17 protein-coding genes and 1 pseudogene are annotated in these 19,744 nt (G+C 57.2%); 3 read left to right on the top strand and 15 right to left on the bottom strand.

Features of this window, described 5'->3' with window-relative positions:
• Nucleotides 1-78: 78 nt before the first annotated feature.
• The 7 genes from RGM2987_RS23500 to RGM2987_RS23470 all read right to left on the bottom strand — a co-directional run bounded on the left by RGM2987_RS23500 (nucleotide 79) and on the right by RGM2987_RS23470 (nucleotide 8,126).
• Nucleotides 79-1,233, bottom strand: coding sequence for a M20 family metallopeptidase (locus RGM2987_RS23500; RefSeq protein ID WP_245145191.1), 1,155 nt, complete (start codon nucleotides 1,231-1,233; stop codon nucleotides 79-81).
• Nucleotides 1,230-2,654: a M20 family metallopeptidase gene (locus RGM2987_RS23495; protein ID WP_245145190.1), complete on the bottom strand. Its 1,425-nt coding sequence runs from the start codon at nucleotides 2,652-2,654 to the stop codon at nucleotides 1,230-1,232. The genes RGM2987_RS23500 and RGM2987_RS23495 overlap by 4 nt, the downstream gene beginning before the upstream one ends.
• A complete protein-coding gene (locus RGM2987_RS23490; protein ID WP_245145189.1) occupies nucleotides 2,651-3,640 on the bottom strand; it encodes an oligopeptide/dipeptide ABC transporter ATP-binding protein in 990 nt (329 codons plus the stop codon). The genes RGM2987_RS23495 and RGM2987_RS23490 overlap by 4 nt, the downstream gene beginning before the upstream one ends.
• Nucleotides 3,637-4,653, bottom strand: a complete 1,017-nt coding sequence (locus tag RGM2987_RS23485) for an ABC transporter ATP-binding protein (RefSeq protein WP_245145188.1) — start codon at nucleotides 4,651-4,653, stop codon at nucleotides 3,637-3,639. Before RGM2987_RS23485 ends, RGM2987_RS23490 begins: the two co-directional genes overlap by 4 nt.
• Before the next feature lie 17 nt (nucleotides 4,654-4,670).
• Entirely contained in the window at nucleotides 4,671-5,573 is a 903-nt protein-coding gene (locus tag RGM2987_RS23480; protein ID WP_245145187.1) for an ABC transporter permease, read from the bottom strand.
• Between the two features lie 9 nt (nucleotides 5,574-5,582).
• Nucleotides 5,583-6,500, bottom strand: coding sequence for an ABC transporter permease (locus tag RGM2987_RS23475; RefSeq protein ID WP_245145186.1), 918 nt, complete (start codon nucleotides 6,498-6,500; stop codon nucleotides 5,583-5,585).
• 105 nt (nucleotides 6,501-6,605) lie between these two features.
• Nucleotides 6,606-8,126: an ABC transporter substrate-binding protein gene (locus RGM2987_RS23470; RefSeq protein ID WP_245145185.1), complete on the bottom strand. Its 1,521-nt coding sequence runs from the start codon at nucleotides 8,124-8,126 to the stop codon at nucleotides 6,606-6,608.
• A 183-nt stretch (nucleotides 8,127-8,309) separates the two neighbouring features.
• Between RGM2987_RS23470 and RGM2987_RS23465 the strand changes: the two genes are divergently transcribed.
• Both RGM2987_RS23465 and RGM2987_RS23460 read left to right on the top strand, forming a co-directional pair.
• Nucleotides 8,310-9,227 (top strand): LysR substrate-binding domain-containing protein, encoded by a 918-nt coding sequence (locus RGM2987_RS23465; RefSeq protein WP_245145229.1) that lies wholly within the window; start codon nucleotides 8,310-8,312, stop codon nucleotides 9,225-9,227.
• 154 nt (nucleotides 9,228-9,381) lie between these two features.
• On the top strand, nucleotides 9,382-9,996 hold the full coding sequence (locus RGM2987_RS23460; RefSeq protein ID WP_245145184.1) for a LysE family translocator: 615 nt from the start codon (nucleotides 9,382-9,384) through the stop codon (nucleotides 9,994-9,996).
• Between the two features lie 252 nt (nucleotides 9,997-10,248).
• On the opposite strand, the gene RGM2987_RS23455 is transcribed toward RGM2987_RS23460, so the two are convergent.
• Nucleotides 10,249-10,932 (bottom strand): hypothetical protein, encoded by a 684-nt coding sequence (locus RGM2987_RS23455; protein WP_245145183.1) that lies wholly within the window; start codon nucleotides 10,930-10,932, stop codon nucleotides 10,249-10,251.
• Nucleotides 10,933-11,033: 101 nt separating this feature from the next.
• A pseudogene (locus RGM2987_RS23450) lies at nucleotides 11,034-11,950 on the bottom strand (tyrosine-type recombinase/integrase); the annotation flags it as partial.
• Here RGM2987_RS23450 and RGM2987_RS27605 point away from each other — a divergent pair.
• Nucleotides 11,949-12,089 (top strand): hypothetical protein, encoded by a 141-nt coding sequence (locus tag RGM2987_RS27605; protein WP_348529650.1) that lies wholly within the window; start codon nucleotides 11,949-11,951, stop codon nucleotides 12,087-12,089. The pseudogene RGM2987_RS23450 and the gene RGM2987_RS27605 sit on opposite strands and share 2 nt — an antisense overlap.
• Before the next feature lie 723 nt (nucleotides 12,090-12,812).
• Here the strand turns inward: RGM2987_RS27605 and RGM2987_RS23440 are convergent.
• From RGM2987_RS23440 to RGM2987_RS23415, 6 genes are all read right to left on the bottom strand, one after another.
• Nucleotides 12,813-13,298, bottom strand: coding sequence for a hypothetical protein (locus RGM2987_RS23440; RefSeq protein WP_245145182.1), 486 nt, complete (start codon nucleotides 13,296-13,298; stop codon nucleotides 12,813-12,815).
• Nucleotides 13,288-13,665: a helix-turn-helix transcriptional regulator gene (locus RGM2987_RS23435; RefSeq protein WP_245145181.1), complete on the bottom strand. Its 378-nt coding sequence runs from the start codon at nucleotides 13,663-13,665 to the stop codon at nucleotides 13,288-13,290. Before RGM2987_RS23435 ends, RGM2987_RS23440 begins: the two co-directional genes overlap by 11 nt.
• Before the next feature lie 189 nt (nucleotides 13,666-13,854).
• Nucleotides 13,855-14,022, bottom strand: a complete 168-nt coding sequence (locus tag RGM2987_RS23430; protein WP_245145180.1) for a hypothetical protein — start codon at nucleotides 14,020-14,022, stop codon at nucleotides 13,855-13,857.
• Between the two features lie 416 nt (nucleotides 14,023-14,438).
• The gene (locus tag RGM2987_RS23425; protein ID WP_245145179.1) at nucleotides 14,439-14,678 is read right to left on the bottom strand and encodes a hypothetical protein; all 240 of its coding nucleotides are present in this window, start codon (nucleotides 14,676-14,678) and stop codon (nucleotides 14,439-14,441) included.
• An 800-nt stretch (nucleotides 14,679-15,478) separates the two neighbouring features.
• Nucleotides 15,479-16,090, bottom strand: coding sequence for a hypothetical protein (locus RGM2987_RS23420; RefSeq protein ID WP_245145178.1), 612 nt, complete (start codon nucleotides 16,088-16,090; stop codon nucleotides 15,479-15,481).
• 416 nt (nucleotides 16,091-16,506) lie between these two features.
• A complete protein-coding gene (locus RGM2987_RS23415; RefSeq protein ID WP_245145177.1) occupies nucleotides 16,507-19,713 on the bottom strand; it encodes a type I restriction endonuclease subunit R in 3,207 nt (1,068 codons plus the stop codon).
• Nucleotides 19,714-19,744: the final 31 nt, after the last annotated feature.

Here is a 19,744-nt window from a genome sequence, read left to right as displayed (position 1 = left end):
GGCGGTGGTTCAGTCACATGGATGTTGGGCTTGCTGGCCTCATCGCGAGCAGGCTCGCTCCCACAGGTTTTTGTGTTCTCAACTGCTCTCGCCAACAGCCAGAATGGTCGCCACCAAGGCCTGCGCACGAGGCACCAGTGTGTCCAGTTCCAGATACTCACGATCAGTGTGGACCTTGCCACCCACCGGCCCGAGGCCACACAGGGTTGCAATGCCCAGGCTGGCGGTGAATCCGGAGTCGGCGCAACCGCCGGTGAATTCGCCTTCGACGTTGAAACCCAAGGCCCGCGCTTTTTGTTGGTAGATGCGCAGCAGCCGTTCGCTGTGATGGGCTTCCATCGGCAGGAAGGTCGTCGCTTCCTTGAGGATGGCGTGGGTGCCGATCAGTTCTTCTTCTGCGACGATGGCCTCGATTGCGCTCAAGATCCGGTCCCAGTGCTTGAGTTCGATGAAGCGCACGTCCAGCCGGGCACAGGCGCTGGGCGCGACGGTGTTGCTGGAGGTGCCACCGGATATCAGGCCCACGTTAGTGGTGATGCCTGCCGGGTAATCGGTCAAGGCATGGAGCTTGACGATCTTGCGTGCCAGGGCCTCGATGGCGCTGGCGCCGTCGGCATGGTTGACCCCGGCATGCGCCGCGCGGCCGCTGACTTCGATGATCAGCGTGGCACCGCCTTTGCGTGCGCTGACCACGTTACCGCTGGCCCGGCCGGGTTCGGTATTGAGCACGGCGCGTGCGGCCCGGGCTGCGCTTTCGATATGGGTTCTGGCGCTGCCGGAACCAATTTCTTCGTCACCGGTGTACAGCACCTGAACCGGATAGGGTAACCGGCCGGCGCGTTTGAGCGCCTTGAGGGCGAAGCAATTGAGCACCAGTCCGCCTTTCATGTCGGCGACGCCGGGGCCAAAGGCGAGGTTGCCATCGCGGCTGTAGCCGCGAGTCGCGGTGGTGCCTTTGGGGAACACCGTGTCGCGATGGCCCAGCAGCAACACTGGCTTCCCAGGTTCGCCTGGCACTTGCGCGAGTAGCACGTCGCCAAAACCCTCGACCGGCATGCGCTTGAGCTGGATGCCGTCGGCTGCCAGTTCAGCGGCGAGCAGCGCGCCCACAGCGTCGACACCGGCCTTGTCATAGCTGTTGGAGTCGGTGTCGACGATACGCTGCAACAGCGCCTCCATGGCTGGGCGCTGGTCAGCAAGCCAGTCCAGCGCCTGTTGTGGCGTGGCGCTCATTGCGCTTGCTCCCGTAACTGATGCTCCTGCGTCAGGCGTGCCGCGTCGTTGCCCAGGTCCCAGAACAGTCCGGCCATGATTTGCAGGCTTTCCTTGACCACCGGTGCCAGCAAGTGCTCGTTCGGCGCATGTTGAGAGCAGGCTGGGTATGAGTGCGGCACCCATAAGGTTGGCAGGCCGAGCACGTCCGCGAACACGTCGTTGGGCAGCGAGCCACCGAGGTTTGGCAGCAGCGCAGGTTTTTTGCCGGTGGTCTGCGTCAAGGAGCTGAGCGCCCAATCAACCCATGGGCTTTGCGGGTCCAGCCGAGTGGCGTGCATCACATCGATGCGGCTTTGCCTGACCTCGACGTTGCTGAAACCATGGGCATCCAGGTGGCTGCGCACCGCGGGGATAAAACTCGTGTAGTCGCTGTTCACCACGAAGCGGATATGGCAGTGGGCGTTGGCCTTGCCGGGGATCGCGTGCACGGGGGCGTCCGGGTTGCCGGTCTTGAAGGCGATGACGTCGAGGGTGTTCCAGCCGAAGACCTTTTCACTCAGCGAGAGCTGCGGATTACCCCAGTCGGCGTCAATTTCCGGATCGCCCGGTCCTCCACCGACGTCGATGTCGGCCAGTGCCTGGCGAACCGGCTCCGGCAGTGCCTCAGGCATCAGTCCCGCCACTTTCACTCGGCCGTGCTCATCGACCATGCTTGCGATGGCATTGGCCAGAATGATGCCAGGGTTGGCCAGCAACCCGCCCCAGTTGCCAGAGTGATGGGCGCCTTCGCGCAGATTGACCACCAGCTCGAAGTTGAACACCCCACGTGAGCCCAGAAATATGGTTGGCCGTGATGCCGCCAGGCGCGGGCCGTCCGAGGCGATGAAAATATCCGCCGCGAGCTCTTCACGGTGTGCGGCACAGAATGCATTCAAGCCCGGCGAGCCTTCTTCTTCGCCCATTTCCAGCAGCAGTTTGACGTTGAACCCCAGCTTGCCTTCGCGAGCCTTGAGCGTCTGCTCCAGTGCGGTCAGGTTGATCAAGTGCTGGCCTTTGTTATCCGCCGTGCCGCGGCCATACCAGCGATCGCCTTCGACAGTGACTTGCCACGGCGACAGGCCCTCACGCCATTGCGCTTCATAGCCGCGTACCACATCACCGTGGCCGTAGCTGAGTACGGTCGGCAGTTCTGGATGTTCAATGCGTGTGGCGATCATGAACGGGCCGCGCTCTGCCACCGGGTTGTCATAGATATCGACACCGAAGCCCATCGCCTCGACATAAGGGGTGATGAAGTCCGTGAGGTAGCGATACAACTCGGGCTGGCTGTCCGGTGCCTGGCTTTCGGTATGCAAGGCGACGCTACGTGCGAGCAGATTAAAAAAACTGCCGTTGTCGAATTGCGCTGTGGTGTTGCTGATGGCCAATGAACGACTCATGAGTGGACAAGCTCCAGTGTTTGGGCAGGCGTATCGTGAAGGTGGCAACGCACGTTGCCTCCGATAATGGAATCATTGGCCGGGTAGGCCGTTTTGCACGGTGCGAAGCAGCTCGGGCAGCGCGGGTGAAAAGCGCAACCGGACGGCGGTGACATCGGATTGGGAAAGGTGCCGTGCAGTCCTATTTCGGGAATGCCCAGGCGCGGATCGGGCGTGAGCACCGAATCCAGCAAGGCGCGGGTATAAGGGTGGCCAGGCTCGGCAAACAACGATCCACGAGTCCGTTCTTCGACGATGCGCCCCAGGTACATCACCGCGACCCGGTCGGCGAGGTGTTCGATGACCGCCAGGTTGTGGCTGATCAGCAGATAGGTCAGGCCGAATTCGTGCTTGAGGTCTTGCAGCAGATTGAGAATCTGCGCCTGCACCGACACATCCAGTGCGGAGGTGGGCTCGTCGCAGATCAACACATCGGGGCGCATGATCAGCGCGCGGGCGATCGCGACGCGCTGGCGTTGTCCGCCGGACAGCTGACTGGGGTAACTGTCGATTACGCGTTTGGGCAGGCCGACCACATCAAGCATCGCTTCGGTTTTCTTGCGCCGCTCGGCCGTGCTGCCGATGCCGTGCACGATCAGCGGCAAGGTCACGATTTCGCGCAGTGTCTTGCGTGGGTTCAGCGAGGAATACGGATCCTGGAAGATCGGCTGGATATGCCGGGACATTTCCCTGCGATCAGTCGCCGCCAGATGTTTGCCGTTGACCAGCACATCGCCGCTGGTCGGCGGCAACAGGCCGAGCAGCAGCTTTGCCAGGGTACTTTTTCCGCAACCGGATTCACCTACCAAGCCGAGGGTCTCGCCACGCATCAGGCGCAGGGAAACCCCATCGACGGCCTTCAGGGTGGCGGCGGGTTTGAAAAAGCCCTGGTTGATCCGAAACTCGCGACGAATGTCACACAGCTCCAAAGCGATGTCTTTTTTCATGACCGTGCCCTCTCTTGAAGGCGAATCGGCTCTGGGGCCGGTGTGGCGAACAGGCAGCGGGCCATGTGGCCGTCCTGTTCGATTTCGGGGATGTCTTGCGCGCAGGCCGCCATCGCCTGGGCGCAACGATTGCGGAACGCACACCCTTGCTGATCGCCCACCAGGCTCGGTACCAGGCCTGGAATCGAACCCAGTGCCTCACCCGGTCTGGTCCGGCCAGGGATTGGAATACTGGCCAGCAGGCCACGGGTGTACGGATGCTGCGGATTCTCGAACAGCTGCCGGGCAGGGGCGGTTTCGACGATTTCCCCGGCATACATCACGGCGACCCGATCGGCGATCCGTGCCACCAGCCCCAGGTCATGGGTGATGAAAATCACCGCCAGGCCGAGTTCTTTCTGAATGTCGCGGATCAGGCGCAGGATCTGCGCTTGAATGGTCACGTCCAATGCGGTGGTGGGCTCATCGGCGATGATCAGGTCCGGTTCGCACATCAACGCCATGGCAATGATCACCCGTTGGCGCAAACCGCCGGAAAGTTGATGCGGGTACTGACGCAAGCGCTCGGTGGCATTGCTGATGCCGACTTTCTCCAGCATCTGCGCGGCGCGAGCGAGGGCATCCTTGCGCGATACCTTGTGGTGCCGGGTCAGCACTTCGCTGAGCTGATCGCCAATGCTGTAGGCCGGGTTCAGCGAGGTCATCGGTTCCTGGAAGATCATCGCCAGACGGTTGCCGCGCAAGTCGCACATGTGCCGTTCGCTCTGGCCGATCATGTCGATACCGTCCAGCGTCAGCCGGGACGCGCTACGTTTGGCCTTGCGTGGCAACAGGTCCATCAGTGCGAGCGAGGTCAGGGATTTACCGCAGCCGGATTCGCCGACGATGCACAGCATTTCACCGCGCTCGACTTCAAAGTTCAGACCGCGCACTGCATGGAGCATGTCATCCGGCGTCGGGCGGTTGCCCATGGGGATGTCCACGCGCAGGTTTTCCACATGGAGTAGTGCCATGCTTGGTACTCCTCTATTTAGTTACGGCCGTCGGGCAGAATCAGATCGCGCAGGCCGTCGCCGACCAGGTTGATGCCCAGCACCAGAATCATCAGGGCGACGCCGGGAATGGCGATGACCCACGGGGAAAAGAACATGTAGGGTTTGCCTTCAGCGATCATCAAACCCCAGGACGGCGTCGGCGGTTGCACGCCCACCCCGAGGAACGACAGGGCCGACTCCAGCAGGATCGCGTGGGCCATTTCCAGCGTCGCGACGACGATCAGCGCGCCGACCAGATTGGGCAGAATTTCACTGACCAGAATGCGCAGCGTCGAGCAGCCAAGCGCCTGGGCCGACGCTACATATTCCGCATCGCGAATCTGTTGCACCGAAGCCCTGACCACCACCGCGAAGCGATCCCATAACAGGCAGCCGAGCAGCATGATGACCACTTTCAGTGAACCGCCCATCAGCGAGGCCGAGGCCAGCGCGACCATCACCACCGGCATCGCCAGCCGGGTGGTGATCAGGTAGCTGATAAACGCGTCGACCTTGCCGCCGTAGTACCCCGCCAACAGCCCCATGACGGTGCCGATAAAACCGGAAATCAGCGCCGCCGCAATGCCGATGAACAATGAAATACGTGCGCCGTAGAGCAGCCGTGACAGGTAGTCACGCCCCAGCTTGTCGGTGCCAAGGACGTAGTCCCAGGTGCCTTTGGCCATCCAGGCCGGCGGTTTCATGCGCAGCATCACGTCCTGCGCATAAGGGTCGTAAGGTGCCAGCCACGGCGCGAACAGTGCGCCAGCGAAGATGATCAGCAACAACACTGCGCCGATGGCGAAACCACGATGACGAAAGCTCTTGCCAAGGGCTCGGCTCAGGCTGTTCGGGGGTGGCAGGTAGTCATTGATCGCGAGGGTCGTGGGGGTGCTCATGTAAGCCTCCTAGCGCACGCGAATGCGCGGGTCGAGCAGTGCGTTGAGCACATCGGCCAGCAAGGTGAGGATGATGTAAATCACCGCAATCAGCAGGACCACGGCCTGTACCACCGGAAAGTCATCCCGGGCGATGGCGTCCCAGGCGAGTTGCCCGATGCCCTGCAGGGAGAACACGGTTTCGATCACCACCGAGCCGCCGAGCATGAAGCCAAACTCCACCGCCGCCAGCGCGACCACTGGAATCAAGGCGTTGCGCAGTGCGTGCTTGAACAACACGCGGGCAGGTCGCAGGCCCTTGGCGCGGGCGGTGCGGATGTAATCGGAGCTGAGCACATCCAGCATGCCGGCGCGGGTCAGCCGCATGATTGCCGGGGTCGCGTAGTAGCCCAAGGCAATGGCCGGCATGACGAAGTGCAGCAGGGTCGAGTTGCCGGACACCGGCAGCCACTTGAGCGTTACCGCGAACACCACGATCAACATCAGCGCAAACCAGAAACTCGGCATCGCCTGACCCTGCACCGCGATGCTCAAGGCCAGTCGGTCAACCCAGGTGTCGCGTTTGACCGCCGCCAGCACGCCCAGGGGAATCGCCACCAGCAAGGCGATACCCAGCGCGGTGGCACCTAACCCGAGGGTAATCGGCAAGCGGCTGGCGACAAGGTTGTAGACCGATTCCTGAAAGAAAAAAGAGTCGCCCAGGTCCAGCCGTAGCAAATCGCCCAGCCAGTTGAAGTACTGGGTCGGTAGCGGTTTGTTCAAACCGTATTGCACGCGGATCTGTTCGATCTGTTCGCTGGTGGCTTCCGGTCCGCCAATGGCCGTAGCCAGGTCGCCGGACAGATGTAGAAGAGAAAAGCTGATCACCGACACGGTAATGGCAACGCAAATAGCGATGCCCAGACGGCGCAGAAGGAATCCAAGCATGGCAAGTTTCCTCATATCCAATGGATGACAGGTGTGAGGACGCGTCCGTGGTACGGGTCAGTCCGCAAGCCACGGCACCTCTTGATCAATCCGCTGGGTTGCGGATTACTTCCAGCTGGACTGAACGAAACGCGGCAGCTCATCCGGGTACGGCGTGAACGCCAGTTCGGAGGTGTAGGCGTAGTTCATCGAGTAGTTGAATAGTGGGGCCCAGTACGCCTGTTCGCTGATGCGCTGCAACGCCTTGCGGTAGTTGTCCTTGCGCAATTGCGGGTCGAGGGCGTTGTCAGCGGTCTGCAACCAACCCTGGACTTGCGGATCCTTGATGTTGTCGTCCGGATTGCCCTTGAACCAGGTGCCGGCCGACGCCGAGGTATCGAGGATCGAGAACGAGCCCCAGGCCTGGAACGACATTGGCACCTTGCCGCCACGTTGCTGATCGCGCAGGGCGGCGTACTTCAAGAAGCGGAGCTTGGCGTTGATGCCCACCGCGCGCAGGTTGCCGATGATGGCTTCGACGTAATCACGGTCGCGATAAGCGAAGATTTCAGTCTCGAAACCATTTGGGTAACCGGCTTCGGCGAGCAGCGCCTTGGCCTTGGCCGGGTCATAGTTGTAGACCATGGCCGCGGTGGTATCGCAGCCGAACTGGCCTGGATAACAGGCAACCTGCAAGGGTTTGGCTTCGCCACCCACCAGTTGCGTGGCCAGCGCATTGCGGTTGATCGCATGGTTGATGGCCTGACGCACCTTGAGGTTCTTCATCGGCGAGTTGTCGGTGGAGGTGCCCCGGGCATCAAGAATCAGGAAGCCGATGCGCATGGTTTCGCTGCTGGTCACGGTCAGGTTCGGCATGCCTTTGAGGTCGACTGCCTGATCCGAGGTCACCCGCCAGGTCCAATCGACACCATTGGTCATCAACTCGGCCAGGCGGGTTTCGGCATCCGGAATCACCCGGAACTTGAGGTGGCTGATATGTGGCTTGCCTTGCGGGCTGTCCGGGAAGTAGTCCTTGTTAATCTCCATCGTCACGCCTTCGCCAGCCACCACCGACACGGCTTTATACGGCCCGGTACCGATTGGCTTGCGACTGAATTCGGCCAAGCCGACCTTCTCGAAGTATTGCTTGGGGAACATCGGAACGGCGTTGGACAGGTATTCCAGTGCCGGAGGGAAAGGCTTCTTCAAATACAGGCGGACGCTGTAGTCACCGGTTTTTTCGGCGCTCTTGATCCAGTCGACGTTTTGCACGGTCACGACTTTCGCTTCGGGCGACACCACGTAGTTGAGGGTGAACACCACATCGTCGGCGGTAAATGAGTCGCCGTTGTGAAATTTGACGCCTTTGCGCAGCTCAAAGTCGATGGTGGTGTCGTCGACTTGTTTCCAGCTGGTGGCCAACATGGGTTTGTATTCACCGCTGTTGGGATCGCGGTAGATCAGGTTGTCCCAGATCAGCCGGCCGAGAATCACGCCTTCGCGTAAATCATTGTGATAGGGGCTGATGTTCTCAGGCTCGCTGTCGGAAGCGTAAACCAGGGTGTCGTTGGCTTTACCGGCATGAGCCGGAAAACTGCTGATGAAGCCCATCAGCGCAATACTGCAGGCGAAACCTTTGATGCCCATGCCGTCGTCTCCGTTGGCGAGTGGTTGAGTCAAAGGGCAGCGAGTCGCAAATGCGTAAAGGAGGGTGAGAAGCTCAGGTCATGTTTTTTTGGTCTGGACACGAATGTAGGGAAAGGCTATCAGTGCCACAAGAATAATATTTCGATACTTGCATTGCCGAAAAGGCAATCCCTGGGGGCGCCGATGCAGCTGTATGGTGTGCAGTCCACGGCACTGCGCTATTTTCTGGAAGTAGCACGATGCGGATCGATCAGCGAAGCCTCGGTGCGGCTCAATGTCGCAGCGTCAGCGGTGAGCCGACAGATTTCCAAGCTCGAGCTGGCCCTGGATGCCAGCCTGTTCGAGCGTCGTGCCCGGGGCATGGTGCTCAGTGAGGCGGGGGCGCGACTGGCGGCTTATGCGCGTAAGTCGCAGCTCGAGGCCGAGCAGGTGGTGCTGGAGATCACCGAGCTGCATGGCTTGCAACGCGGTCATGTGCACGTTGCCTGCTCGGAAGGCTTTGCACTGGAATACATGCCCAGAAGCATCAGCGCGTTCAGGCGTGAGTATCAGGGCATTCATTTCACGTTAGAGGTCTGTGCGCCTGCCGAGGCGACTGAGAAGGTTCGTTCCGGCGAAGCGGATCTGGCGATGACCTTCAGCCTGATGCCGCAAAAGGAGATCAAGGTCGAACATGTTCTGAGCGGGGCGATTTTCGCCGTGGTTTCCAATTCCCATCCCTTGGCCGGGCGTGAAGCAGTCAGCCTCGCCGAGCTGCAACCCTGGCCCATAGCGTTACCAAAGGCCGATACCACGATACGGCAACTGTTCGACATCTGTTGCGGTGTACAGGGGTTGTTGTTTGACCCGGTGTTGACCACCAATTACGTGGCCGCGCTCTATAGCTTCGTGCGCGAAGAAGGAGTGATCAGCCTGGCCAGCGAAATGACCTTGCACAAACAGGTAGCGGACAAGCAGTTGCAATGCTTGCCAATCCTTGATGAAGGGATGAAGGCTCGGCGTATTGAACTGCAGAGCATGGCGGGACGTAATTTGCCGGCGGCGGTTTCTGCGTTCAGGGATTTTTTGATTGCTGGGTTGGGGGAGGGGAAGCGTGGTTGAGGAGGCGGGGTTACTTGACGCTTGCGCCTTGTGATCGCTCTAGCGCCCAAGTCAGACTCTGCGAGTGACTGCTGCGAATAATCATTGCTCTCGCGATAACAATGTGAGGAAATTTTCAACCAGGCGCCGACGCCGATAAACGCGAGGGATCGAAATGTTCGACAGTGCTGCAGTACTCACTGTTTTCTGGGTTTATCTGGCGGGCGTGGTAATTCCGGGGCCTAACTTCGTTGCCGTTGTTCACAAGGCAGTGGCCGCGACACGTTCCGAGGCTCTGGCTTTAGTCGCCGGTATAGTGACCGTGAACCTACTCTGGTCTGGCTGTGCGATCACAGGCCTGGGTCTTATATTTGCAGCCTTCCCATGGGCGGCACTGATCGTGAAGATACTGGGTGCCGCGTACCTGATGTGGTTTGGGGTACGCTTGATCGTTAACGCAGGCAAGCATCCCGTCTCACAGGCTGACGAGGAGCCGGTTGGCAGTGTCCGGAAATCCTTCTTGCAGGGGGTCATTACCAACATCGGCAATCCGAAATCCATGGCCTTCTACGCCGCCGTCTTTTCAGCCGCCGCCCCTGCCCACGTCTCGGTCAGCACCTTCGCTTCGATGCTGGCGGTCGTGGTGGTCGTTTCGCTGACTTGGTATGGGTTGGTTGCGCTGGCGTTGTCGCAGTCAAGGATTTCCTCCGCGTATCAGAAGGCGCGCAAAGTGATTGATCGCCTGTGCGGCGGGCTGATTCTAGGGTTGGGTGTAAGACAGCTGACCTGAGTCCGGAATCGAAGGCGAAAAATCCGGAGCTTTAGCTTTCGGCCAGAAGCATGCGTTCGCGAGCGGACTGTTTTCGCCCCAGAGCTCCATGGAGCTCGATGGCGCTGAAAGCCCCGTATTTACTGGATTTCAGCCACAAACAAAGACGTCCGTGGACGTTTTTAGATGATGAAATGGTGGGCTGGGGTGATTTGAGCCCGCATCCGAGCCCTGTGTTCCGGGGCTTTGGGGCTGAAGGCTCTCATATTGCTGTCATTGTGTACGGTCTCCACCCCACACTCTTGGAACGAGTTCTTTCTTCATTACGATGTAGGCGCCTCGAATAATGTACGCGCTTACGCCCTCAGCGGTTTGCCACCTGAACTGATCCTTATCTCCCAGGGCGGTGGGCGCTCCCAATGCATTGCTCACTGCAAGTTCAAGAAAATTTTTCCCCAGTTCTATTTCAAAGTCGAGCATGTAAGCGACAGATTTTATGAGTTTGCTCTCAGGGTCGTAGCTATATGATACACGATAAAAAACCGAGTTTTTTAGATCAACTGCGATAGTAGGTTGAGATGGTGTGTCGTTGTCTGAAGTAGTCTGACTATTGTCGTAGACTTCATAAATCCTTGATATATTGTCGCCAACTTTTATAACTTCTAAAGTCGCAGGATATATATTGTTTTTGATAAACAAATTTGAGTGTTCTATTTGCGACAGTTTTAGTTGGGCTTTGTCCAGTTTCTCTTTGGTCCGATTTAAGTCATCAACAATGTTCGATTGCGAATTTAACTGCTCGGTCAGCTTTTCTACCTTTTGACTGGACTCAAACACTTTTATCGGTGTTATAAAATTCTCATGTAAAAAATGAACCGCAGTCGCGGTGGTTGTCACCGCCCCCAGTAACAGCCCCCCGAACCACATTAGGGTGTTTTTTTCAATCGAATCTGACATTATTGAAGTCGTCCGTGAGTGCTAGGATGTGTGAAATTGGTTTCTAATAAAAATGCTGCTTCGGCTTTCCCGCCTGCGGTTTGATCAGCGGATGGCATTCAGCGGCCATATACTCGCGCAATCATCGTCCATTCGCTATGCCCCATCTGCTTCGCCACCCCTATTGGATGCTCGTCAGCCGAAAGCATCATTGAAGCGTACGTGTGGCGAGTTTGATAGGGTCGTCGATACCGCACACCAGCTTTCTTCATCGCCGGCATCCACATCGTTCTCCGGATCGGGCCATCGCCCGCCAGGGCTCGAGCGTACGCGGTTTCTGGAAGGCTTCGGCGTCGGCCAAGAAGGTGTGCACCTTCTGCACCTTCAGCGTCTCTAACGCAGGTCGCAGCAACTTTACGCTTCGGCGCCCGGCTGCAGTCTTCGTAGTTTCCGCCTTACCCTTTCCTGCCTGGGTCAGCGCTCGGCTCACCATCACTTCTTCGTGGAGCTAGTCAATGTCGCCCCAGTCCAACACTGCCTGCTCCTCCTCGGGGCTAAACGGATCGACATCATCCTCTTTCGGCGGTGGCCTTGCGGGAGTTCGTCCAGCCAGCCAGCCAGCGAGCGGGTTCAGTTCTATCAGCTCTTCCTCGGTAGCATCATTCCGCGCTGAGCACAGGCCGCTCTGGATATTGCTGAGCGTCTTGTTGCTCACCTCCAGGGTGTCGAGCCAGTCGCGAACCGTCTTCCGCTTCAGGTCCACGAGCATCGTCTCGCCCAGCGCTGGGATGAGGCGCAGGGTGACCAGCTTCCGATACCCATCGAAGGTGCTGCTGGCGACGTGCTTCTGTTTTTGGCCTCGAGCCATCTGGTCAAGAAGCCGGCTACGGTCTCGCTGGAGGCTTCGGGCTTGAACTTCGACGCCCGGGTCGATCCCGGAAACGTCACCGAGTAGTCGAAGGCTGACCGAGATCGCATGCTCAATCGCGCCCTTATGCTGTTCGGCTTTCTTCAGGTTAGTGGCAGTGGGCTCTGGCATGACGGCGGCGCAGAAGTTGGTCGGACTGTTGTTGCTGGTCCTGGCGCTGATGGCCGTCGCCGCTGGCGTTGCGTGGCAGGTGCACGAATGGCGAATGGGCAAGCAACTGGGCAGTGCAGGCCGGCCAGCATCAGGCTGACCTCGTCGCCATTAGCAACGCAGCCGCCACAGAGGCCCGGGCTGAGCAGGACAAACGCCTGGCCCTGGAGCAGCGGCTGTCAGCCAGTGAACATACCCACTATAAGGAACTGAGCGATGCTCAAACCAATCAGGCTCGCCTGCGTTATCGCCTTTGCCACTTCTGATTTGCGGCTGTCAGTCCTCCCGAGGATTCAGCCAGTTGCAGCGCAGTGCCTGCCGCCTCCGGCGCCGACGGCGTGGTTCATGAAAGAGCAGGAGTCCAACTTGCCCCAGCGCATGCTCAACGAATTGTCGCCATCACCGACGACGGCGACGGGGGCTGATCGCGCTGAAGGCGTGCCAGGTATATGTGCGGAAACTAATAGATGTGAAATGAAAAGGCCCCGACCATCGCTGGCCGGGGCTACATGCCTACATCAATCTTTGATGTAGATTTTGAAAGGCTTGCCCACTGCGCGTTGGATGTGGCCGTTTTTCAGTCGGCGGCTCCAGCGGAGGATGAACGTGCCCCGTTCGTCGGTATAGGTCATGACCTATCTCCTTGAGGGGTTGCCACTACTTACCCTGCTGGACAAACGAACTCGACGTACGTAGACTCCGCTCTTGTCTAGAGAGGCTTCGCCAGCATAAATCTTGTCTGTCTGCAAGAAGCGAGTGGAGAACTTCTTTGGTTGGCTAGCCAACCACCAGTTCTGATTGGTTACGGTGCAAACGTAATCAATCAGAACTTTAATTCCATTTGTTTATCGAATTTCGGCAGTCCTAACAGATCAATTATCGAGTCTGCAAGATAGTCTGCCTGCCATTCTGAATCCTCAGCCTCCCTCGGACTTTCGACTGCGAAGTGAAGTAGAGGTCGATGCCCGAGAACTATGTGGCCTATTTCATGAAGAAAGATTCGTATGGCTTCCGCTCTCCCTCTGCAGAAATCGCTATAGAATTTTTCCGGCACGTAGATCATTGCTTTTTGGGGGTCTACTGTTGCTCGAGTAGCATCAATCCATTCTTCATCTGCAATTACATCAACGTGGATGCCATATTGCTCGAATCGAGATATTAGCTGTTCAGACCTTTTTCCTTTGAAGGACGTCTTTTTGATCTTCATGATCTCGCAGACGCGTTGGGCAACTTCCTTGATTTCGTTTGGGGCGAGTGCGTGGACCCGATGTCCCCGCATGCAGTAGTTTTGCGGATCTTCAGGCGTCATCTTTCGGTTTCTCCCCATAAATCTCTGAAAGCAGTTTTCCAAGCTTTGCCAGCTGCTCCTGGTTTAGGTCCGAATTGGCGAATCCGGCAATCAGCATTTTGTGATGAGGCGGCAAACCTTCAAGCGACACGCTGTCGTTTGACTCACATGCCATCGCTTTGAGGCGTTCAATTTGGATACTTTTGCCTTGAGCTGAAAAATAACTACCGATCTTTTCAGCCCATTCCATTGGGACCTTGCTTCTGCCTGTCTCCATGGCACTGAGAAAAGCGGAAGAAGTTCCGAGCGCGGCCGCCATGGTGCTGAGCGTAAGGCCCAGTTGACGGCGGTATTCGCGAACGGCGGTACCAAATTTTGTAAGCGACATGATGATCTCCCTATTGGCCAGTTTCAGCACTGATGCCAGTAAACAGGATTGATTATTGCTCGTCAAGCATTCTACTTGAAAAGTTTAATGCTTGACCTGAGGGCTCTACAAATCTTCTTTACGACGTGATTACCAGGGGTGAAAGTCGTCTTGGTTTCTAGATCATTCCGGAGTCATTAGCAGCAAGCGTCAGCTTGATGAATCCTCGTTCTTGTCGACGGTGTCCAAGGCACCACGCACGTTGTGGGCGATGTCAGCTGAGTCGTGCGCCTCGACCCAATTGGACAGCTCCATGATAGCTGCTTCCAGGGCGAGCTGGTTTTCGGCGATCTTGGAGGGCAGTTGGGGAGCGATCAAGGTTTTGCATTTATCACTCCTACTTCAGCGACCTCGATCAACGGTTCTGTTTTTTGGTCGAGACTGGAACATTTCGTCAAGCTGACGGGATAGCTGTGCGGCCGACTTTAATCCACCGACTCTTGCTTGACCTGTAGCGTGATGTGCTTCTGGATTACAAGTTGAATGCGGAGCGAACGTCACGCTTGCATTGGCTTCTGCATCAATCATGGCTTGAAGTCTTTCTGCGTGAATCCTTAACGGTCCAAAGCTTCGCCCGTAGGGGGAGGCGGCCTTCCTTTGCAAGGCGATAGGCAGTGGTGCGACCGATCCCTAGCAGAACTGCAGCCTCCGTGCTCGACATGAGCGTCATGATATTTTGATTCCGGGTTTCACCCAGCCATCCACGGCCTAGATTTCATGTGTGAAACAGCCCGTCAACTCAACGGTCGACGACTAATGCTGGTGGTGCGCTTCCGGCCTGCCTTCGGCGCCTTGTTCTCGTCATCCCGGCAGGCGCTGAGGAATTCCCGCATATCATCCTTGAGCCAGCAATGCCTGGTGCCCATCTTGAAACCCTTCGGCAGCCAATCGACGCTGCGCCGGATTGATGCTTCTGTTCGACCGAGCATCTTGCCCAGACTAGCTACGTATAAAACCTCGCACTCATCTTCCACGAGCAGCCTCCAATGAATGCTTACTGGGCTTTCCGTTTATTTTTCCCCAAGACCATCTCTAACGCCTTCTCAAATTCTCCCTTTATTTCCGCCTGGGAGATAACTGATTTTGGTAAGGCGTCGCCGACTTCGCGAGGCAGATGGCGAAGACCTTCCGGAAGGTCGCGTTGATGAACCATCAGCCAGGCGTTTATTGAGGGCGTTGGCGGCAATGTAGGAATCGGCCCGCGCGTCGAGATCCAAACGATCAAAGCCGACGCCCTGTTTGCCGATCGGGAACTCACGCACATTTGGCCGGACTGTCTTGTTAAATTCATCCCGGCATATACCCAATAGGCTGGCGCTTGGAGAAACCTGAGGATGCGAGGTTGAACGATTAATTTGGCGCATGCCTACACGCTATACAGGATGGTACGGCCCCTCATATTGCTGCGCAGCGAGCGGCAGGGCGATAAATTACGAGGGGCCGTACCACTGTTTGGGAGTAGCAGTCACTATGAATGTGCGCCAATCCATGCGTTGAGTGGCTGTGGCTGTTGAATCGCCGTGAGTTGCACCACCGGAACTCGGAGAGCCCGCCCAAACAGTACGCCCTGGCACAGCGGGCGGCGGGTCTAGTTTATTCCTGGGCCGATCCGGGTATCCCCAAGGGGGGCGGGCGATTAACAATTACGTCGCTACCATGCCGAAGATCATCGGCCTGACAAAGCTCAACCCCATATTGCTGCATCACTGTTGGGTTGAACGTAATAGCGCTGCGAGCCTGCCGGGGGGGCAGTAGTGACCTCATTGCTAGATAGCTATATCTTCATCGTTGCCCAGTGATCGATAGTATTACTACCTATCTTTCGCACAAGTCGATTGTAGATCTCTGTTCTGATTCCGCCTTTTGCGCCTATTACCTTCGCGTTCGATGCGTAGGACTGTAGAGCTATTTTCATGAAGCCATTAGAGCTCATGGACTTGAGATGCAAAAGGGTTTTGTAGTCAGCAAAAACCTCCGCGCCTACGAGATCCATCGTTCTCCGTTCGGTGTTAAAGTTCTTTTGTTTGCTGAAGTCCAACGCATGCATAAGCTCGTGATGAAGAGAGTTGTATCTCCAAAGCCAAATCAGGTCCTCTCGCTCTCCCTCCTGCAAGCAATTTTCGTTAATAAATATCGCGCTACGACCTTTCCCGGCCAAGAGGAAATTGATGGTGATGCCTCCAGCACCCTCTATGCCATAATTTTCCATGTCAGCCGCGTCGTCGTTGAAATATAGCTTTTCGTCGTATTCAACTTTGAAGGCGCCCAAAAGGTCCGTGCGCTCGTTCATCTGGCTAGGAGGTACCAAGTACACGTCGGACGTAAGCCCTGCGAATCGACAGGCTAGCTTCTGGTAGGCACCCTTGAAGACTTCAACACCGAGCATTTTCCACATCCTTGCGCTTGAGCGACTTATGACAGGCAATCCAGCAGCCTAGAAGTTGTATGATTCGTGAGACAAAGGCTGTCATTCAGCTGGCATAACGGAGCTAAAACCAGCCATTCGGGTACAAAAAAGGCACTTTCGATTATCGCTAACCACCTGATTTATAACGCTAATTTGATGGGTCGGGTAAGTTAAAACAAGTTGGGATCTATCTGTTTTTTCTGGTTAATAATTTATTGGTTAACTTGCTTGGAATACCTGTTGGAACGCTGTGTGGTCTGGATTCCGATAGACGGTGCTTGTTGAGCTCAAAGTTAGATCCCTATCCGCCCAGCTTCCGAAGAACCCCGGCCTACCAAAAGGTCTGCCGGGTTTTGCTTTTCAATGGCTCCTTTACTCAGCCATCAGTGCATCCGTTACCTCGAAACGGTCCATCCCGAAGACAATGCCTCGGCCTGCTGCAGCACCGTTTGCACTGCCATGTCTTGGAGGTCTGGTGGGTAGCCGTACTTACGCAGAATACGCTTCACCAGCACTCGCATTCTTGCGCGGGCTGAATCCCGATGCGCCCAGTCAACCGAGACGTTCTCGCGCAAGCTCATCAGCAATTCGTGGGCGATCAGCTTGAGCTTGTCGTCACCTATCACATGCATCGCGCTTTCGTTCTCGGCCAGCGCGTCGTAGAAGGCAATCTCTTCATCTGACAGACCGGACTCTTCGCCGCGCTGGCGCGCCGCGCGGATGTCTTTGGCCAGCTGGATCAGCTCCTGCAGCACTTCGGCGGTGGTGATGGCGTTGGCGTGGTAACGCGCCACCGCGTCCTCCAACCGCTCCGAAAACGCTTTGGTCTGTACAATGTTGGCCTTGCTGCGCGAGCGAACGCCGTCGTTGATTAGCTTGCGCAATGCTTCAAGCGCAAGGTTCTTCCTCTCCATCTGCTGCACTTCCGTGAGAAACTCGTCCGAGAGGATGGAGATGTCCGGGCTCTTGATGCCCGCAGCAGCCAGTATGTCCACGATCTCGGTCGAGATCACCGCGCGGCTGACGATTTGCTGGATGGCCAACTCGCGTTCTTGCTCAGTCGCGCCAGAGCCCGTGCTACTCTTGACCAGCGCAGCACGGATGGCCTGGAAGAATCCGACCTCCTCGCGAATATCGCGGGCTTGGTCGGAGGCAGATGCCAGGGCGAAGGCCTTGGACAAAGCCAGCACAGCGTCCTGATAGCGGCGGTGAGCGTTCTTCTTACCTTCTTTGGTTTCCTCTTTTTCAGCCAGTTGCTGTTGAAGGTCGAGAATCCACTCGATGGCCCCCGCCATCATCGCCAGACGCTGCTGTGGCGTACCATTCATTGCGGAGATGTAGTCGTAGCCGTGGTACATGTCTCGCACGACTTCATACTTCTCCATCATCACTGCAATGGCCTGTGCTTCGTCGACGCCAGTGTTCTCCTGGTCGTTTTTGGAGTACTGCTGCAGAGCAGACTTCAAGTTTTGTGCAATGCCGATGTAGTCCACAATTAGCCCCGCCGGCTTATCGCGGAACACGCGATTCACTCGTGCAATCGCCTGCATAAGCCCGTGCCCTTGCATCGGCTTGTCCACGTACATCGTGTGCATGCAAGGTGCATCAAAGCCGGTAAGCCACATATCGCGTACGATCACCAGTTTGAGCGGGTCTTTAGGATCGCGGGCTCGCTTGGCCAGCAGATCGCGTCGGGCCTTAGGACCGATGTGCTGTTGCCATTCCTGAGGGTCGCTAGCTGCGCCCGTCATTACGATTTTGATTGCGCCCGCATTGTCGTCAAGGCTGTGCCAATCTGGCCGCAGCTTGACGATCTCATCGTAGAGCTTGACGCAGATACGACGGCTCATGCACACCACCATCGCCTTGCCGTCGAGGGCTGCCACGCGATCCTCAAAGTGGGTGACCATATCTTTGGCCACCAGAGCCAGACGCTTGTCGCTGCCAACCAATGCTTCGACCGTTGACCATTTTTTCTTGAAGCGCTCCTGATCGGCGTCTGAATACTCTTCGGTTAAGTCGTTGACCTCGGTGTCGATCTTTGGCTTTTCTTCCTCGTCGAGATCGATACGTGCCAGCCGCGACTCATAGTAGATTGGTACGGTCGCACCGTCCTCGACAGCACGGCTGATATCGTAGACATCGATGTAGTTGCCGAACACCGCTGGTGTGTTTACGTCGGCCGCCTCAATGGGCGTGCCGGTAAAGCCAATGAAGGATGCGTTCGGCAAGGCGTCGCGCATGTATTTGGCAAAACCATAGGAAATTTCACCGGTCTTCGCGTCCACCTTGGCATTGAAGCCGTATTGACTGCGGTGCGCCTCATCCGCGATGACGACCACATTGCGGCGTGTGGTGAGTGGCTGAGCTATCTCGCCGAACTTCTGCAAGGTCGTGAAAATCACGCCGCCCGATGCCCGGCTCAAGACCTTCTGAAGATCTTCGCGGCTCTCGGCCTGAACTGGCGTTTGGCGGATCAGATCACGACACATCGAAAAGGTCGCGAAGAGCTGGTCGTCGAGATCATTGCGATCGGTCAGCACCACCAGCGTCGGGTTGGCCATAACCGGATGTTTCACCAGTTGACCGGCATAGAACGCCATCAGGAAGCTCTTGCCGGAACCTTGGGTGTGCCAGATCACCCCAGCGCGTTTGTCACCTTGCCCCTGCGTCTTCACGCTCAGCAAACCGTAGTCGGAAGGGGCTTCTGCCACGCCTTCCACGGACGCCGAAGCACGAATAGTCGATGCAACTGCATGACGCACCGCGTGAAACTGGTGATAACCCGCGATGATCTTGGCCAGCCCCGAACCGGTTTCGCCAAATACCGTGAAATCGCGCAGTAGAGCCAGCAGACGGCTATGCTCGAACACACCTTCAATAAGCGTTGAGAGTTCAGGCGCACCTTTCGGAGCAACTTTTTTGCCGTCAGTGGTGCGCCACGGCATGAAGCGCTCTAAGTCTGCTGACAACGAACCTACCCGTGCCGCAATACCGTCCGAGGTAACCAGCAGCGCGTTGGTGTTGAATAGAGCCGGAATCTTCTGCTTGTAGGTCTGCAGTTGGTTGAACGCGCCCAGCAAATGCGCCCCCGCGCTGCCTGGCGCTTTCAGCTCGATCACACCCAGCGGCAAGCCGTTAACGAACACCACTACGTCGGGCCGCCGTTTGTTCTGGCCGCTGATCACAACAAACTGGCTTACCGCCAGCCAGTCGTTCAGTACTGGGTGTTCGAAGTCGATAAGCACGACCTTGCCAGCGGTTAGCGTGCCATCATGGGCGTAGTATTCTACGTCCACACCTTCCGTCATCAACTTATGGAGGCGGCGGTTCTCTTCAAGCAGCGAGGGTAGCTCGGACTGCGTCACCTTCCGAATCGCATCCTGGCGCGCCTCCAATGGGAGGCCAGGGTTCAGGCGCGCTACGGCGTCCTCCAACCGCTTCTTGAGCACGACCTCATCGTGGCTCTCGCGCTCCGGTCGCTTGTGTTTGGAAACGTCAGCGTCGGGGCCGATGTCCTCCTCAAGTTCGATGCGGTAATCGAGCGCGCGCAACTGATCCAGCAGTGCTTGCTCAACGGCGGCCTCCGACAGAAAAGCCATTATTGTCCTCCTGCCATTTTGGATTTGCACA

The sequence above is a fragment of the Pseudomonas sp. RGM2987 genome (assembly GCF_022952855.1).
Taxonomy (GTDB): Bacteria; Pseudomonadota; Gammaproteobacteria; order Pseudomonadales; family Pseudomonadaceae; genus Aquipseudomonas.
Note: the sequence above shows the minus strand (reverse complement) of the source record. Positions and strands in the feature narration are given on the sequence as shown.